This is a genomic window from Spirillospora albida, from assembly GCF_000718255.1.
Lineage (GTDB): Bacteria > Actinomycetota > Actinomycetes > Streptosporangiales > Streptosporangiaceae > Spirillospora > Spirillospora albida.
On record NZ_JOFJ01000001.1, the window covers coordinates 16,763 to 32,743 of the forward strand.

At 73.0% G+C, this 15,981-nt stretch carries 16 protein-coding genes; 6 read left to right on the forward strand and 10 right to left on the reverse strand.

Annotated features, from left to right (window positions below; all coding sequences use genetic code 11):
• Positions 1 to 5: 5 nt before the first annotated feature.
• Together IE99_RS0100105 and IE99_RS0100110 are read left to right on the forward strand one after the other, a co-directional pair.
• Complete coding sequence (locus tag IE99_RS0100105) at positions 6 to 239, forward strand: hypothetical protein (protein ID WP_030144772.1); 234 nt, start codon at positions 6 to 8, stop codon at positions 237 to 239.
• Positions 240 to 241: 2 nt separating this feature from the next.
• Positions 242 to 799, forward strand: a complete 558-nt coding sequence (locus tag IE99_RS0100110) for a Clp protease N-terminal domain-containing protein (RefSeq protein ID WP_030144773.1) — start codon at positions 242 to 244, stop codon at positions 797 to 799.
• A gap of 8 nt (positions 800 to 807) precedes the next feature.
• Here IE99_RS0100110 and IE99_RS0100115 read toward each other — a convergent pair whose 3' ends face one another.
• Together IE99_RS0100115 and IE99_RS0100120 are read right to left on the reverse strand one after the other, a co-directional pair.
• Positions 808 to 1,608, reverse strand: coding sequence for a carbon-nitrogen hydrolase family protein (locus IE99_RS0100115; RefSeq protein ID WP_030144774.1), 801 nt, complete (start codon positions 1,606 to 1,608; stop codon positions 808 to 810).
• Positions 1,609 to 1,619: 11 nt separating this feature from the next.
• Positions 1,620 to 4,118 carry a DEAD/DEAH box helicase gene (locus IE99_RS0100120; RefSeq protein WP_425423778.1) on the reverse strand — a complete coding sequence of 833 codons (2,499 nt, stop codon included), beginning with the start codon at positions 4,116 to 4,118 and terminating at the stop codon, positions 1,620 to 1,622.
• A 119-nt stretch (positions 4,119 to 4,237) separates the two neighbouring features.
• On the opposite strand from IE99_RS0100120, the gene IE99_RS28675 reads away from it, so the two are divergent.
• Positions 4,238 to 4,423 (forward strand): hypothetical protein, encoded by a 186-nt coding sequence (locus IE99_RS28675; RefSeq protein ID WP_037558404.1) that lies wholly within the window; start codon positions 4,238 to 4,240, stop codon positions 4,421 to 4,423.
• Between the two features lie 20 nt (positions 4,424 to 4,443).
• On the opposite strand, the gene gndA is transcribed toward IE99_RS28675, so the two are convergent.
• Positions 4,444 to 5,865, reverse strand: a complete 1,422-nt coding sequence (gene gndA / locus IE99_RS0100130; protein WP_030144776.1) for an NADP-dependent phosphogluconate dehydrogenase — start codon at positions 5,863 to 5,865, stop codon at positions 4,444 to 4,446.
• A 179-nt stretch (positions 5,866 to 6,044) separates the two neighbouring features.
• Between gndA and IE99_RS0100135 the strand changes: the two genes are divergently transcribed.
• Entirely contained in the window at positions 6,045 to 6,794 is a 750-nt protein-coding gene (locus tag IE99_RS0100135; RefSeq protein ID WP_030144777.1) for a beta-phosphoglucomutase family hydrolase, read from the forward strand.
• Positions 6,791 to 9,172, forward strand: a complete 2,382-nt coding sequence (locus IE99_RS0100140; RefSeq protein WP_030144778.1) for a glycoside hydrolase family 65 protein — start codon at positions 6,791 to 6,793, stop codon at positions 9,170 to 9,172. The genes IE99_RS0100135 and IE99_RS0100140 overlap by 4 nt, the downstream gene beginning before the upstream one ends.
• On the opposite strand, the gene soxR is transcribed toward IE99_RS0100140, so the two are convergent.
• The 6 genes from soxR to IE99_RS0100170 form a co-directional block, all read right to left on the reverse strand.
• Complete coding sequence (gene soxR, locus IE99_RS0100145; RefSeq protein ID WP_030144779.1) at positions 9,169 to 9,657, reverse strand: redox-sensitive transcriptional activator SoxR; 489 nt, start codon at positions 9,655 to 9,657, stop codon at positions 9,169 to 9,171. The genes IE99_RS0100140 and soxR overlap by 4 nt on opposite strands.
• Before the next feature lie 67 nt (positions 9,658 to 9,724).
• A complete protein-coding gene (locus IE99_RS0100150; RefSeq protein ID WP_030144780.1) occupies positions 9,725 to 11,542 on the reverse strand; it encodes a phosphoenolpyruvate carboxykinase (GTP) in 1,818 nt (605 codons plus the stop codon).
• Between the two features lie 166 nt (positions 11,543 to 11,708).
• Entirely contained in the window at positions 11,709 to 12,764 is a 1,056-nt protein-coding gene (locus IE99_RS0100155) for an ABC transporter ATP-binding protein (protein ID WP_030144781.1), read from the reverse strand.
• Positions 12,761 to 13,516 carry an ABC transporter permease gene (locus tag IE99_RS0100160; RefSeq protein WP_084219218.1) on the reverse strand — a complete coding sequence of 252 codons (756 nt, stop codon included), beginning with the start codon at positions 13,514 to 13,516 and terminating at the stop codon, positions 12,761 to 12,763. Before IE99_RS0100160 ends, IE99_RS0100155 begins: the two co-directional genes overlap by 4 nt.
• A gap of 32 nt (positions 13,517 to 13,548) precedes the next feature.
• A complete protein-coding gene (gene modA / locus IE99_RS0100165; protein ID WP_084219219.1) occupies positions 13,549 to 14,373 on the reverse strand; it encodes a molybdate ABC transporter substrate-binding protein in 825 nt (274 codons plus the stop codon).
• A 14-nt stretch (positions 14,374 to 14,387) separates the two neighbouring features.
• Positions 14,388 to 14,786, reverse strand: a complete 399-nt coding sequence (locus IE99_RS0100170) for a TOBE domain-containing protein (RefSeq protein ID WP_425423783.1) — start codon at positions 14,784 to 14,786, stop codon at positions 14,388 to 14,390.
• A gap of 180 nt (positions 14,787 to 14,966) precedes the next feature.
• On the opposite strand from IE99_RS0100170, the gene IE99_RS0100175 reads away from it, so the two are divergent.
• Positions 14,967 to 15,608, forward strand: a complete 642-nt coding sequence (locus IE99_RS0100175; RefSeq protein ID WP_157609934.1) for a hypothetical protein — start codon at positions 14,967 to 14,969, stop codon at positions 15,606 to 15,608.
• Positions 15,609 to 15,621: 13 nt separating this feature from the next.
• Here IE99_RS0100175 and IE99_RS0100180 read toward each other — a convergent pair whose 3' ends face one another.
• Positions 15,622 to 15,822 carry a hypothetical protein gene (locus tag IE99_RS0100180; RefSeq protein ID WP_030144786.1) on the reverse strand — a complete coding sequence of 67 codons (201 nt, stop codon included), beginning with the start codon at positions 15,820 to 15,822 and terminating at the stop codon, positions 15,622 to 15,624.
• Between the last annotated feature and the right edge of the window lie 159 nt (positions 15,823 to 15,981).

Genomic DNA, 15,981 nt, shown 5'->3' on the forward strand with positions numbered 1-15,981 from the left:
ACATCATGGACGACGGAGTGACACTCGCCCGGGAGGCGGGCAGCCGGGACCCGGCCGTGGGATTGCGGGCCGTCCGCGCGCTGCGCGAGCTCGCGGACCGGCTGGAGGCCCTGCAGGTGCAGAGCGCCCGCGACCGGGGCTGGTCCTGGCAGGAGATCGCGGTCTGTCTCGGCGTCAGCCGCCAGGCCGTCCACAAGAAGCACGGCGGCGGGCGCCGCCTTCTGAAGAAGGAGCCTTAAGGATGTTCGAGCGTTTCACCCAGGACGCGAGGAACGCGGTCACCGGCGCCCAGGCGGCGGCACGGGGGCTGGGCGACCGGCACATCGGGACGGAGCACGTCCTGCTCGCCCTCGCGGGCGGCGGCGGCCCCGTGCCGGAGGCGCTGCGCGAGCGCGGGCTGACGCCGGACGCGCTCCGCGACCGGATCGCCCGGCGCAACGCCGGAGGCGAAGGCGCCCTCGACGCGGACGCGCTGCGGGCCATCGGCATCGACCTGGACGCCGTCCGGGAGGCCACCGAGGAGACCTTCGGGGAGGGCGCCCTCGACGTCCGGCCGGGCCGCCCGCACCGCTCCCAGCACGGCCACATCCCCTTCTCCGCCGAGGCGAAGAAGTCCCTCGAGCTCAGCCTCCGGCACGCGATCCGGCTGAAGCAGAAGCAGATCCGCGCGGGCCACATCCTCCTCGGCCTCCTGCACGACGACCGTTCCGCGGCGGCGCGGATCGTCGCCGAGTCGGACGTGGACGTCGCGGAGCTGCGCGGCGCCGTCACGCACCTGCTGGCCACCAAGGCGGCCTGAGGCCCCCGTCACCCGAGGGGGGCCACTCCGAAGCGGCGAAGGGCGAGGGCCGGGTTGCGGTCGCGGACGCTGGTGATGCGGGCCGGGTCGATGTCGGCCGCGGCGGTGCCGGGCGCCTCGCCCAGGGCCGCGACCACGACGCCCATCGGGTCGACGATCATGCTGTGGCCGGCGCCGGCGGAACCGCACTGGTCGGCGGCCGCGACGTAGATCGTGTTCTCGATCGCGCGGGCGCGCACCAGCGTCCGCCAGTGGTCCTCCTTGAGGGGGCCCGGCACCCACTCGGCGGGCAGCGCGAGGACGTCCGCGCCGGCGTCCACGATGCGGCGGGTCACCTCAGGGAAGCGGACGTCGTAGCAGGTCTGCATACCGAAGGTGACCCCGCCGGCGGTGAACGTCTCCGGTTCCCCGATCTCCCCCGCGCGGACGTGCGCCGACTCGCGGTAGCCGAACGCGTCGTACAGGTGGAGCTTGCGGTACCGGGCGGCGACGGAGCCGTCCGGGGCGATCGCGACCAGGGTGTTCGCGATCCGGTCCGGGTCGTCCAGGCGCTCGTTCAGGCCCGCGACGACGTGCAGCCCGTGCCCGCCCGCAAGTTCCGCCAGCGCCTCGGTGAACGGGCCGCCGACCGGCTCGGCGGACGCGATGAACCGCTCGTCCATCCGCGGCGCGGTGAACATCGCGAACTCCGGCAGCACCACCACCCGCGCGCCGTGCCCGGCCGCCGCCGCGACCAGGCCGCGGATCTCCGCCAGGTTCGCGTCCTTGTCGAGCCCCGGCGCGAACTGCGCCACCGCCACCCGCACCATGCCGCCCTCCCTCACATCCGGTCGACGCTCGTCACGCGGACGACGGCCTCGCCCGCCGCGTCGGAGCCCGCGAGGTCGACCTCGGCGGAGATCCCCCAGTCGTGGTGGCCCTCCGGGTCGTCGAACACCTGCCGGACCCGCCACAGCTCGTCCGCCGGGACCTCCTCGATCCGCAGCAGCTTCGGGCCGCGCGCGTCGGGGCCGGTGAACAGCTCGTCGTGCTCGGCGTAGTACTCCTCCATCGCGGCGGCCCAGCCGTCCGCGCCGAGGTCCGGGTCGAGCACCCCGAGCTCGTGGTAGCGCTCCAGCGCGGCCAGCTCGACCCGGCGGAACAGGGCGTTGCGGACCAGGACGCGGAACGCCCGCGCGTTCGCGGTGACCTTCGTGACGCGGTCCTCGATCGGCTCGTCCACGTCCTCGTCGGCCGGGTTGGCGAGCTGCTCCCACTCGTCCAGCAGGCTGGAGTCGACCTGCCGGACGAGCTCGCCCAGCCACTCGATCAGATCGATGAGATCGTCGGTCTTGATCGACTCCGGCACCGTCTGCTGGAGGGCCTTGTACGCGCCCGACAGGTACCGCAGGACGAGGCCCTCGCCGCGCGCCAGCTCGTAGTACCCGATGTACTCGGTGAACGTCATCGCCCGCTCGTACATGTCGCGGACGACCGACTTGGGCCGCAGCGGATGGTCGCCCACCCACGGATGACCCGCCCGGTACACCTCGTACGCGGCGTTCAGCTCCTCTTCGAGGGGCTTGGGGTGGTCGACGTCCTGGAGCAGCTCCATCCGCTCCTCGTACTCGATGCCCTCCGCCTTCATCTCCTGGACGGCCTCCCCGCGCGCCTTGTTCAGCTGCGCCGCGAGGACCTGCCGGGGGTCGTCCAGGGTCGCCTCGATCACCGACAGGACGTCCAGCGCGTACGACGGTGACGCCGGGTCGAGGATCTCGAAGGTGGCGAGGGCGAACGTCGACAGCGGCTGGTTGAGCGCGAAGTCCTCCTGGAGGTCGACGGTGATCCGCGCGTGGCGGCCCGCGTCGTCGGGCTCGGGCAGGGCCTCCACGACGCCGCCCGCCAGCAGCGACCGGTAGATCGCGATGGCGCGGGAGATGTGCCGGCGGCGCGCCGCAGGCTCCTCGTGGTTGTCGGTCAGCAGCCGCTTCATCGCCTGGAACGCGTTGCCCGGACGCGCGATCACCGACAGGAGCATCGCGTGGCTGACCTGGAACCGGGACCGCAGGAGCTCCGGCGGGGCCTCCTGGAGCCTCGCGAAGGTCTCCTCGTCCCAGCCGACGAACCCCTCCGGGGGCTTCTTCCGCTGGACCTTCCGCCGCTTCTTCGGATCGTCCCCGGCCTTGGCGAGGGCCTTCTCGTTCTCGACGACGTGCTCGGGGGCCTGCGCGACGACGAACCCGACGGTGTCGAACCCCGCGCGGCCGGCGCGCCCGGCGATCTGGTGGAACTCCCGGGCCCGCAGCCGCCGCACCCGGTGCCCGTCGTACTTGCTGAGGGCGGTGAACACGACCGTCCTGATGGGGACGTTCACGCCGACGCCCAGCGTGTCCGTCCCGCAGATGACCTTGAGGAGGCCGGCCTGCGCGAGCCGCTCGACGAGCCGCCGGTACTTCGGCAGCATCCCGGCGTGGTGCACGCCGATGCCGTGCCGGACGAACCGCGACAGGTTCCGGCCGAACTTCGTCGTGAACCGGAAATGGCCGATCAGCTCCGCGATGCGGGCCTTCTCCTCCTTGGTGCAGACGTTGACGCTCATCAGCGACTGCGCCCGCTCGATCGCCGCCGCCTGCGTGAAGTGCACCAGGTAGATCGGCGCCTTCTGCTCCTGGAGCAGTTCCTCGATCGTCTCGTGCAGGGGCGTGAGCCGGTAGTCGTAGATGAGCGGGACGGGCCGGTCCGCGTGCGCGACCAGGGCGGTCGGGCGGCCCGTCCGGCGCGTCAGGTCCTTCTGGAAGAAGGCGACGTCGCCGAGCGTCGCCGACATCAGCAGGAACTGCACCTGCGGCAGTTCCAGCAGCGGGATCTGCCACGCCCAGCCGCGCTCCGGCTCGGCGTAGAAATGGAACTCGTCCATGACGACGACACCGATGTCGGCGTCGGCGCCGTCGCGCAGCGCGATGTTCGCGAGGACCTCCGCCGTGCAGCAGATGATGGGCGCGTCCGCGTTCACGCTGGCGTCGCCGGTCATCATGCCGACGTTCTCGCGGCCGAACATGTCGCACAGGTCGAAGAACTTCTCCGACACGAGCGCCTTGATCGGCGCGGTGTAGAACCCGACCTGGTCCTTGCCGAGCGCCGCGAACAGCGCGCCCGCCGCGACCAGACTCTTGCCCGAGCCGGTCGGCGTCGCGAGGATCACGTTCGCGCCGGACACGACCTCGATGAGCGCCTCCTCCTGCGCGGGGTAGAGCGTGATCCCGCGCCCGGACACCCATCTCTCGAACGCCTCGAAGAGCGCATCGGGATCGGCTTCGTTTCCGGAGGGCATCTCGTCCATAAGGCTCACCCCTCCATCCTGCCCGCCTTCACCTACTGCCCGGGTCCTCCCGGCGGGTTAGGAACGGATCGTCCGGCAAGAACGTGCGGGACGGAACGTCCGACTCCGAAGGGGATCGCATGACGAAGAGGGATGATCCGGCGGACCGGGGCCCCGGTGCCGGCTCGGGGCACGAGGCGCAGCCGCACGAGCGGGTCGTGCCGGGAACCGGCAGCGCCGCTGAGGGCTACGAGGGGCCTGACTCCGAGGGCGGCACCCGCGAGGGCGACCCGCTCGCCGGGGTGGAGAAGGACCCGGACGAGTGAGCCGCGACGGGGAGGGATGATCAGGTGGCCGCCTCCGTCCTGTCCCCCGCCCAGAAGGTGTGGAAGGAGCCGTCGCGGTCGACCCGGCGGTAGGTGTGGGCGCCGAAGAAGTCGCGCTGGCCCTGGGTGAGGGCGGCGGGGAGGCGGTCGGCGCGCAGGGCGTCGTAGTAGGCGAGCGCGGTGGAGAAGCCGGGGGTGGGGATGCCGAGGCGGACGGCGGTCGCGATGACGTCCCGCCAGGCGTCCTGCGCCTCCCCCAGCGCCCCGGCGAAGTGGCCCGCGGTGAGGAGGGTGGGGGCGCCGTCCTCGTAGGCGGCGCGGATGCGGTCCAGGAAGCGGGCGCGGATGATGCAGCCGCCGCGCCAGATCGCCGCCATCGCGCCGAGGTCGATGTCCCAGCCGTACTCGGCGCTGCCCGCCCGGATCTGGTGGAACCCCTGCGCGTACGCGACGATCTTGGACGCGTACAGGGCCCTCTCCACCGCGTGCGCGAAGCCGGCCGGGTCGATGGTGGTGCGCGGCGGCCCCGGCAGGAGGTTCCGGGTCGCGTCGCGGAGCTCGGCGTGGCCGGAGACGGACCGGGCGAAGACGGCCGCGGCGATGCCGTCGACGGGGACGCCGAGGTCCAGGGCGGTCTGGACGGTCCAGCGGCCGGTGCCCTTCTGCTCCGCCTCGTCCCGGACGACGTCCACGAACGGGCGCCCGGTGGCGGCGTCGGTGTGCGCGAGGACCTCGGCGGTGATCTCGATCAGGTAGGACTCCAGCCGACCGGAGTTCCAGCCGCGGAACACCTCCGCGATCTCCGCGGGGTCCAGTCCGGCGGCGTGCCGGAGCAGGTCGTAGGACTCGGCGATGAGCTGCATGTCGGCGTACTCGATGCCGTTGTGTACCATCTTCACGAAATGGCCGGCGCCGTCGGGGCCGACATGGGCGCAGCAGGGCGTCCCGTCCACCTTCGCGGCGATGTCCTCCAGCAGGGGGCCGAGCTCCGCGTACGACTCGGGAGAGCCGCCCGGCATGATGCTCGGGCCGTGCAGCGCGCCCTCCTCGCCGCCGGACACGCCCGCGCCGACGAAGTGGATCCCGCGCGGGCGGAGCGCGGCCTCGCGCCGGCGGGTGTCGGCGAAGTGCGCGTTCCCGGCGTCCACGATCATGTCGCCGGGGTCGAGCAGCGGCGCGAACTCCCCGATCACCGCGTCGGTCGGCGCGCCCGCCTTCACCATGACCAGGAGGCGGCGGGGCCGCTCCAGGGACGCGACGAACTCCTCGGGGATGTCGGCGGGCAGGAACGTCCCCTCGTGGCCGAACTCCTCCACGAGCGCCTTCGTGCGGGCGGACGTCCGGTTGTGCACGGCGACGGCGTGGCCGTGCCGGGCCAGGTTGCGGGCCAGGTTCCGGCCCATGACTGCCAGTCCCGTGACCCCGATCCGCGCCTGCTCCATCGTCTCGTCCTCCTCGTGGGCGGCTCTGCCCGGCGTGGGCTCGTCCGTGACATGTCCGTGGTACGTCCGGTACCGGGCGCCCGTTCGAGCGCCTTCCCGCGCATGCCCCCGCCACACACGGGGAAGTGCAGGGGGATCGATCCCGATTTCTCCACTATGTTTTTCGCCAGGGGGTGCGGATGCTGGGGCTGCCCGACGACGCCGAGGCGTGCCTGTTCGATCTCGACGGGGTGCTGACCCGGACGGCCGCCGTGCACGCGGCCGCCTGGAAGGAGATGTTCGACGGCTTCCTCCGCGACCGGACGGCCAGGACGGGCGACCCGTTCGTCCCGTTCGACCCGGTCAAGGACTACGCGGAGTACGTCGACGGCAAGAAGCGCGAGGACGGCACGCGCTCCTTCCTGCACTCGCGGGGCCTCGTGTTGCCGGAGGGCGCGCCGGACGACCCGCCCGAGGCGGAGACGGTCCGGGGGCTCGGCGACCGGAAGAACGCGCTCGTCCTGCGGTTCATCGAGGAGAAGGGCGTGGAGGTGTTCGAGGGGTCGATCGGATTCGTCCGGGCCGCCCGGGACGCCGGCCTGCGGACGGCGGTGGTGTCGTCCAGCGCCAACACCGTCCAGGTCCTCGCGAGCGTCGGCATCACCGACCTGTTCGACGCCCGGGTCGACGGCGTCGTCGCGGCGGAGCGCGACATCCCCGGCAAGCCGGCGCCCGACATGTTCCTGGAGGGGGCGCGGGAGGTCGGGGTCCCGCCCGGCCGGGCCGTGGTGTTCGAGGACGCCCTCGCCGGCGTCGCGGCCGGCCGCGCCGGCGGGTTCCGCTACGTGGTCGGCGTCAACCGCGTCGACGACGCGCACGCGGCGGCGCTCGCCGCGAACGGCGCCGACATCGTCGTCGGCGATCTTTCCGAGCTGCTGGAGGACGCGTGAGCGAGCGGGAGGCCCCCGACCGGCCCGTCTTCACCGTGGAACCGTGGTGCGTGCGGGAGCCCGAGCTCCGGCTCGACCGGCTGGCGCAGACCGAAGCGGTGTTCGCGCTGTCGAACGGCCACCTCGGGATGCGCGGCAACCTCGACGAGGGCGAGCCGCACGGCATGCCCGGCACCTACCTGAACTCCTTCTACGAGCAGCGGCCGCTGCCGCAGGCGGAACTCGCCTACGGCACCCCCGAGTCGGGGCAGACCGTCATCAACGTCACCAACGGCAAGGTGATCCGGCTGCTCGTGGACGACGAGCCGTTCGACGTCCGGTACGGCCGCGTCCACCACCACGAACGCGTCCTCGACATGCGGGCGGGCACCCTCACCCGGACGGTCGAGTGGACCTCCCCCACCGACCGGCGCGTGAAGATCACGTCGGTGCGGATGGTGTCGCTGCCCCAGCGCGCCGTCGCCGCGATCCTGTACGAGGTGGAGCCGGTCGGCGCGGCCGTCCGCGTGGTCGCCCAGTCGGAGCTCGTCGCGAACGAGGCGCTGCCCGACGGGCAGCGCGACCCGCGGGCGTCCGCGACCCTGGAGGACCCCCTCGTCGGGGAGGAGCACGTCGCGAACGGCACGAAGGTGCTGCTGCTGCACCGCACCCGCAAGAGCGGGCTGCGGATGGCGGCGGGCATGGCGCACCACATCGACGGCCCCGAGTCGATGGCCGTCGAGACCGAGAGCGCCCCCGACGTCGGCCGGCTCACCGTCGCGACCCGCCTCGAGCCGGGGCAGAAGCTGCGGATCGTGAAGTACATCGCGTACGGCTGGTCGAGCCAGCGGTCCCGGCCCGCCCTGCACGACCAGGTGGTCGGCGCCCTCGCCGGCGCCCGGCAGACCGGCTGGGACGGCCTGCTCAGGGAGCAGCGCGCGTACCTCGACGACTTCTGGTGCGGCGCCGACATCGAGGTGGAGGGCGACGCGGAGATCCAGCAGGCGGTGCGGTTCGCGCTGTTCCACGTGCTGCAGGCGGGCGCCCGCGCCGAGCGCCGCATGATCCCCGCGAAGGGGCTGACCGGTCCCGGCTACGACGGGCACACGTTCTGGGACACCGAGATGTTCGTCCTGCCCGTCCTCACCTACACCCATCCGGACGCCGCCGCCGACGCGCTCGCCTGGCGGCACATGACCCTGCCGCTCGCCCTGGAGCGCGCGGCGCAGCTCGGGCTGCGCGGCGCCGCGTTCCCCTGGCGGACGATCCGCGGCCACGAGTGCTCCGGCTACTGGCCCGCCGGGACCGCCGCGTTCCACGTCAACGCCGCCATCGCCGACGCCGTCGTCCGGTACGTGGACGCGACGCGGGACGAGCGGTTCGAGCGGGAGATCGGGCTGGAGATCCTCGTCCACACCGCGCGGCTGTGGCGCAGCCTCGGCCACCACGACGTCGGCGGCGTGTTCCGCATCGACGGCGTCACCGGGCCGGACGAGTACAGCGCCGTCGTCGACAACAACGTGTACACGAACCTGATGGCGCGGCGGAACCTGGAGGCCGCCGCCGACACCGCGATGCGCCATCCCGACCTCGCCGACCGGCTCGGCGTGGACTCGGAGGAGGCCGCGTCGTGGCGGGACGCCGCCGCGGCGATGGTGGTGCCCTACGACGACCGGCTGGGCGTCCACCCGCAGAGCGAGAACTTCACCAACCACGCCCGCTGGGACTTCGCCGCCACGAAACCGGACCACTACCCGCTGCTGCTGAACTACCCGTACTTCGACCTGTACCGAAAGCAGGTCGTGAAGCAGGCGGACCTCGTCCTGGCGCTGCACGCGTGCGGCGACGCGTTCACCATCGACCAGAAGACCCGCGACTTCGAGTACTACGAGGGCCTCACCGTCCGCGACTCGTCATTGTCGGCGCAGACCCAGGCGGTCGTGGCCGCCGAGGTGGGCCATCTCGAGCTGGCGCACGACTACCTCGGCGAGACCGCCCTGGTGGATCTGCACGACCTGAACCGCAACACCCGCGACGGCCTGCACATCGCGTCGATGGCGGGCGCCTGGAGCGGGATCGTCGCCGGTTTCGGCGGGATGCGGGCCGGCGACGGGAGGCTGCGCTTCGCCCCGCGCCTCCCCGGAGGGATCAGCCACGTCTCCTTCCGGCTGCGGTACCGGGGCAACCGCCTGAAGGTGAGCGTGACGGCCGAGGAGGCCCGCTACGAGCTCCTCGACGGACCGGGACTGAAGCTCTGGCACCACGACGAGCCCGTGACGCTCGCGGACGAGCCGGTAGAGCTGCCGATCCCGCCGCTCCAGCCGCGCCCCGCGCCGTCCCAGCCCCCCGGCCGGGAACCCGCGCCGCGGCGGATCGACCCCCACGCGAGGACGCTCTAGGCGCACGGCCCCCCGGCCGGGTCGCCCGCCTCCCGCACGAGGAGGCGCCGGGGGCCCGGCCCCTCTTCGCCGAGCCGGTCGTAGGGGTTCGCGAGGGCGCACTTGCTGAGGGACAGGCAGCCGCAGCCGATGCACTCGGTGAGGTCGTCGCGGAGCTTCTGGAGCTGCGCTATGCGCGCGTTGAGGTGCCCGCGCCACTGCTCCGACAGCCGCGCCCAGTCGTCCACCGTCGGGGTGCGGCCCTCCGGGAGGGTGGCGAGAGCCTCCTTGATCTCGCTGAGGGGGATGCCGACCCGCTGCGAGACCTTGATGAACGACACGCGGCGGAGCGTGTCGCGGGCGAACCGGCGCTGGTTGCCGGCCGTCCGCCGGCTGGCGATGAGCCCCTTGGACTCGTAGAAGTGCAGCGCGGAGACGGCGACGCCGCTGCGTTCGGCGAGCTGGCCGACGGTCAGTTCGTGCGCGCGGGGCTCGAGCCGGGTCATGCGGTGATCCTAGACGGGACCGCGCCCGCCCCCTGCCGGGAGCGGGCGCGGTGCCGGAACGGGCGGGTCAGGCGTCCAGGCGCCGGACGAGGCCCTCGTACTCGTCCCACAGGGCCTTGGGCAGGTGGTCGCCGAAGGTGTTGAAGTGCTCGGGCACCAGGGCGGCCTCCTCCTTCCAGACCTCGGGGTCGACCGACAGGAGGGTCTCCAGGTCGGCCTCGGAGATGTCCAGGCCGTCGGTGTCGAGGGCCGCCTTGGTCGGCAGGTGGCCGATCGGGGTCTTGACCGCGTCGGCCCGGCCGTTGAGACGCTCCACGATCCACTTCAGGACGCGGCTGTTCTCACCGAAGCCCGGCCAGATGAAGTCGCCGTCGGCGTTCTTGCGGAACCAGTTGACGTAGTAGATCCGCGGGAGCTTCTCGGCGTCGGTGGCCTTGCCGATCTCCAGCCAGTGGCCGAAGTAGTCGCCCATGTTGTAGCCGCAGAACGGCAGCATCGCGAACGGGTCGCGGCGCAGCTCGCCGACCTTGCCCTCGGCGGCGGCGGTCTTCTCGGACGCGACGTTCGCGCCGAGGAACACGCCCTGCTGCCAGTCGAACGACTCCGTCACCAGCGGGACGGCGGAGGCGCGGCGGCCGCCGAACAGGATCGCCGAGATCGGGACGCCCTTCGGGTCCTCCCACTCGTCGGCGATGATCGGGCACTGGCCGGCCGGGGTGGTGAAGCGGGCGTTCGGGTGCGCGGCCGGGGTGCCCGACTCGGGCGTCCAGTCATTGCCCTTCCAGTCGGTGAGGTGCGCGGGCGGCTCGTCGGTGAGGCCCTCCCACCACACGTCGCCGTCGTCGGTCAGCGCGACGTTCGTGAAGATGCTGTTGCCCCAGAGGGTCTTCACGGCGTTGGCGTTGGTGGACGCGCCGGTGCCGGGCGCGACGCCGAAGAAGCCGGCCTCGGGGTTGATCGCGTAGAGGCGGCCGTCCTCGCCGAACCGCATCCAGGCGATGTCGTCGCCGATCGTCTCGACCTTCCAGCCCGGGATGGTCGGCTCGAGCATGGCGAGGTTGGTCTTGCCGCAGGCCGAGGGGAACGCGGCGCCGACGTAGCGGGTCTCGCCGGTCGGCGGGGTGAGCTTGAGGATGAGCATGTGCTCGGCCATCCAGCCCTCGTCGCGGGCCATCGTGGACGCGATGCGCAGCGCGTAGCACTTCTTGCCGAGCAGGGCGTTGCCGCCGTAGCCGGACCCGTAGGACCAGATCTCGCGCGTCTCCGGGAAGTGCGTGATGTACTTCGTGGAGCTGCACGGCCACGGGACGTCGGCCTGGCCGGGCTCCAGCGGGGCGCCGACGGAGTGGACGGCCTTGACGTAGGTGCCGCGCTCCTCGATGAGGCGCAGCGCGCCCGCGCCCATCCGGGTCATGATCTTCATCGAGACCGCGACGTAGGCGGAGTCGGTGATCTCAACGCCGAGCTGGGAGATGTTGCCGCCCAGCGGGCCCATGCAGAACGGCACCACGTACATGGTGCGGCCCTTCATGCAGCCGTCGAACAGGCCGCCGAGGGTCTCGCGCATCTCGGCGGGCGCGACCCAGTTGTTCGTGGGCCCGGCGTCCGCCTCCTTCTCGGAGCAGATGAACGTGCGGTCTTCGACGCGCGCGACGTCGGTGGGGTCGGAGGCGGCGTAGAAGCTGTTCGGCCGTTTCGCCGGGTCGAGGCGGGTGAACGTGCCCTGGTCGACCAGGAGGCCGGTCAGGCGCTCCCACTCTTCCTCCGAGCCGTCGCACCACTCGACGCGCTCGGGCTTGGTCAGCTCGGCGATCCCGCGTACCCAGTCAATCAGTTCGGTGTGACCGGTTGGGGCCTGGTCGAGGCCGGGGACCTGGTGGGACACGGGCTACTCCTTCAGCTGTTCGCAGGATGTTTGCATGATGAACAAGACCCGTCGTTTTTGCCATTTGGTCTGGACCAATCGCGACGCTTCCTGGGCCTTCCCGTCTTCTTTTGTGATTGATGTCACTAAAACACGGCGGCCGGCGGCGGGATTCCGGCACCCCCGCTCAAGCTGGGTAAACGTGCGTCTCGGTGGCCTTCACGGCCGCCCATATGGGCCTCCCCTCGGACAAATCAAGCTCGGCGACGGCGGCGGGCGTGACCTCCGCGACCGCGGCGAAAGGCGGCCCGGAGAGGCGGACCCGCACCCGGTCTCCGTGACGTTCGACGGCATCGACGCGGGTGCGCCAGATGTTGCGGGGGCTGCCGTCGGGGCGCGTGCGGTAGAGCCCGACGGAAGCGGGCGAGAAGGCAAGGAACACCTCACCCTCGGGCGAGTCGACTGTGTCCAGGGAGCCGCCGTCCGCGATGGCGACGGTGCCGGCCCCGTCCTTTCCTCGGCGGGCCCGTCCGCGGTACAGGTTCAGCCCGACGAGCCGCGCCACGTAGTCGGTGCGGGGCCGCCGCGCCACGTCCGCGGGAACGCCCTCCTGGACGAGCCGTCCGTCCTCCACGACCACGAGGCGGTCGGCGAGGACCATCGCGTCCAGGGGGTCGTGGGTGACGAGCAGCGCGGCCCCGGCGAACCCGGCCAGGTGGCGGCGGAGCGCGGCGCGGACGTCGAGGCGCGTGCGAGCGTCGAGGGCGGCGAGGGGCTCGTCCAGGAGCAGCAGGCCGGGCGCGGCGGCGAGCGCCCGCGCCAGCGCGACCCGCTGAGCCTGCCCGCCCGACAGCTCGCGGGGCCGCGCGGCGCCGTGCCCGGCGAGCCCGACCCGGTCGAGCCACTCCGCGGCGAGGCGGCGGGCCGCGCGCCGCCGCATCCCCTGGCAGCGCGGCCCGAACGCGACGTTGTCGAGGGCGCTGAGGTGCGGGAACAGCAGGTAGTCCTGGAAGACCATGCCGACGCGGCGCCGCTCGGGCGGCAGCGGGGCGAGGTCCGTCCCGTCCAGGACGAGGTGGCCGCCCGCCGTGGGGACCAGCCCCGCGAGGGCGCGCAGCGCGGTGCTCTTCCCGGCGCCGTTGGGACCGAGCAGGGCGACGACCTCCCCGGGGGCGACGGCCAGCGGCAGGTCCAGGGCGAACGTGCCGCGCCGGACGGCGACGCGCGCGTCCAGCCCCCTCATGACGTGCCCGTCCAGCGGCCGCGGAGCGCGGCGAGGACGAGCACCGCCACGGCGAGCAGGATCAGCGACAGCACGATCGCGGCCTGCGGGTCGGTCTCCAGCGCCAGGTAGACGGCGAGCGGCATCGTCTGGGTCCGGCCCGGGAAGCTGCCCGCGAACGTGATCGTGGCGCCGAACTCGCCGAGTGCCCGCGCCCAGCACAGGACGCTTCCGGCGGCGATGCCGGGCGCGACGAGCGGCAGCGTGACCCGGAGGAAGACCGTCCAGCGGCCGGCGCCGAGGGTGGCGGCGGCCTCCTCGTAGCGGTGGTCGGCGGCGCGCAGCGCGCCCTCCACGCTGATCACGAGGAACGGCATCGCGACGAACGCCTCGGCGAGGACGACCCCGGCGGTGGTGAACGGGAGGGTGATCCCGAACGCGGCGTCCAGCCGGCCGCCGACCAGCCCGCGCCGGCCGAGCACCAGCAGCAGCGCGACGCCGCCGACGACCGGGGGCAGCACCAGCGGCACGGTCACCAGCGCCCGCACGAGCCGGACGCCGCGGAACGGGACACGGGCCAGCGTCCACGCGAGCGGCACTCCGAGCAGCAGGCACAGCCCGGTGGCGAGGGTGGCGGTGACCAGCGACAGCCGCAGCGCCTCCAGCACGTGCGGCTCGGCGAGCCGGGTGCCGAGCGTCGACCAGGGCGCCCGGACGAGCAGCCCGGCGAGGGGCAGCACGAGGAACGCGAGCCCCGCCATAGCGGGCACCATGAGGATCAGCGGCGGCCGGACCCGCGTCCCGTTCACGGGACCTCGAACCCCGCGCGGGCCAGCACGTCCCGGCCCCGCGCCGACAGGACCAGGCCGAGGAACCCGTCGGCGAGCGCGGCCTCCGGCGCGTTCGCCGTCCGCACGATCGGATAGTCGTTGACCGCCCGCGCGGACGCGGCGAACTCGATGCCCGCCACCTGGGACGCGGCCGCCTTCACGTCCGACCGGTAGACGAGCCCGGCGTCGGCCTCCCCCATCCGGACCTTGGCGAGGACGGCCTTCACGTCCTGCTCACGCGAGACCGGCGCGACGCTCACCCCGGCGGCGCCGAGCGCCTTCTCCGCCGCCGCCCCGCACGGCACCGGCGCGGCGCACAGCACGACCTTCAGGCCAGGGCGCGCCAGGTCGCGGACGTCACGGACCCTGCCCGGATCGTCCTTGGGAACGGCGATGACCAGGCGGTTGCGCGCGAACGTCCGGGGCGTCCCGGCCGCGTCGCCGGCGCGCGTCACCTGCGCCATCGTGGCGGGGCTCGCCGCCGCGAACACGTCCGCGGGGGCGCCCTCGGTGATCTGCCGGGCCAGCGTGGAGCTGCCGCCGAAACCGAACCGCACCCGGACGCCGGGACGCGCCGCCTCGAACTCCCGGCCGAGCGCCGTGAACGGCTCGGTGAGCGACGCGGCCGCGAACACGGTCAGGGTCTCGCCATCGGTGCCCGCGTCACCGGTGGCGGCGCAGCCGGTGACCGCGACCGCTGCCATGACCGCCGCCGCCCGCCGCGCCGCCCCCGCTCTCGCCCGGCCGGCCCGCGCCCTGTCCGGCCGCGCAGCGGCCGCGCTCTTCCCGCCCGTCGCCATCCCGGTCACCGCGCTCATCCTTGATCGGCCACTTCTATGACGACATTGGTGGACTTCACGACGGCGTCCGCGACCACGCCGGGGGCGAGCCCGAGCTCGTCGGCCGCCTCCCGGCTCATCAGCGACACGACGCGGAACGGCCCGGCCTGGATCTCCACCTGCGCCATCACTCCGTCCCGGACGACCTCGGTGACGATCCCGCGCATCCGGTTGCGCGCCGAGGAGAACCGCTCCCCCGGACCGGCCTCCGCCGCACGCGCCTGGTCGCGGACGAACGCGGCGAGCGCGGCGCCCGGCACGCGGCGGTGGCCGTGGCCGTCCCGCTCGGCGGGAAGGCGCCCGCCGTCCACCCAGCGCCGGACGGTGTCCGCGCTGACCCCGAGGAGGCCGGCCGCCTCACCGATACTGAACATCGACACGGAGCCATCTTCGCATATGCAAGGAATCACACCATCACTCCCCCGCAACCACGGCAGGATCAGCCGCGAACCCTGGTATTTGCAAGGTGGCGACGTGACGGAGTGATTCGTCCAAGTTTTGTCGGGTAAGGGCGCGGGAAAGGCACCATGTTCGCCCGGTCGGGAGGACCGATCATGACTGGGATCAAGCGAGTACCGCGCACGCGGGGCTTCGTCAGCGGCCTGCTCCTCGTGCTGCTCGGGGTGTGGGGCGGGCTGCTCCCGCTCGCCGGCCCCTCATTCGACTTCGGGTTCGCGCCGGACGACGCGTGGTACGTCGACGCCGACCGGTTCCTGTTCAGCGTGCTGCCCGCGATCGCCGTCGTGCTCGGCGGACTGATCGTGCTCGCCGGAGCGAACCGCGTCATCGCGACGTTCGGCGGGTGGCTGGCCGCCCTCGGCGGGGCCTGGTTCGCCCTCGGCGGCACCATCGCGTCACTGTGGGACGCGGGCCCCGGCGCCCCGCTGGGGACGAGCGAGGGGCAGCGGGTCGCGGAGACGCTGCTCGGCTTCACCGCGCTCGGCACCGTCATCGTCTTCCTGAGCGCGTTCGCGCTCGGCCGGTTCGCCGTGGTCGGCGTCCGGGAGGTCAGGCACGACCGGGAGCGGGACGCCGAGGAACAGGCCGCCGCCGAACGTGACGACGTGTTCGCGCGCGGCGCCGCGGAGCCGCAGGCGCAGGGGCGCTACGCCCGCGAGGGACAGCACGGCCCGCCGCAGCAGCGCCAGGCGCACGCCGACGAGCCGGTGGCGGGCGAGCGGCGCCACGAGCGGTAGCCGGGCCGGGGCGTCAGCGGTGGCGCCGCATGTTGCGGACGGACTTGGTCGTCTCGTAAGTGCCCCGCTCGTCGTCGAGCCGGACGTCGTCGCGGTCGGTGAACATGGCCACGAACGCGATCAGGAGGCCGAGCCCGCCGATCCACGGTTCCCGCCAGGCGAAGCTGAGCGCGACGCACCCGGCGGCGACGGCCATGAGCAGCAAGAGCTTCAACGTTTCCCCCTCGACCGCGCCCTGATCGTCCGGGAGCCCCGCAAGGACAGCGGTACGGCGCCGACCGTTGCACGGTCAACGAGTAAGCTGCAACTTACGGAACCTCTGGCTGCATCCTGACACGCGAAGGCCCGCCCTGGGAAGGTCTCCCGGACGGGC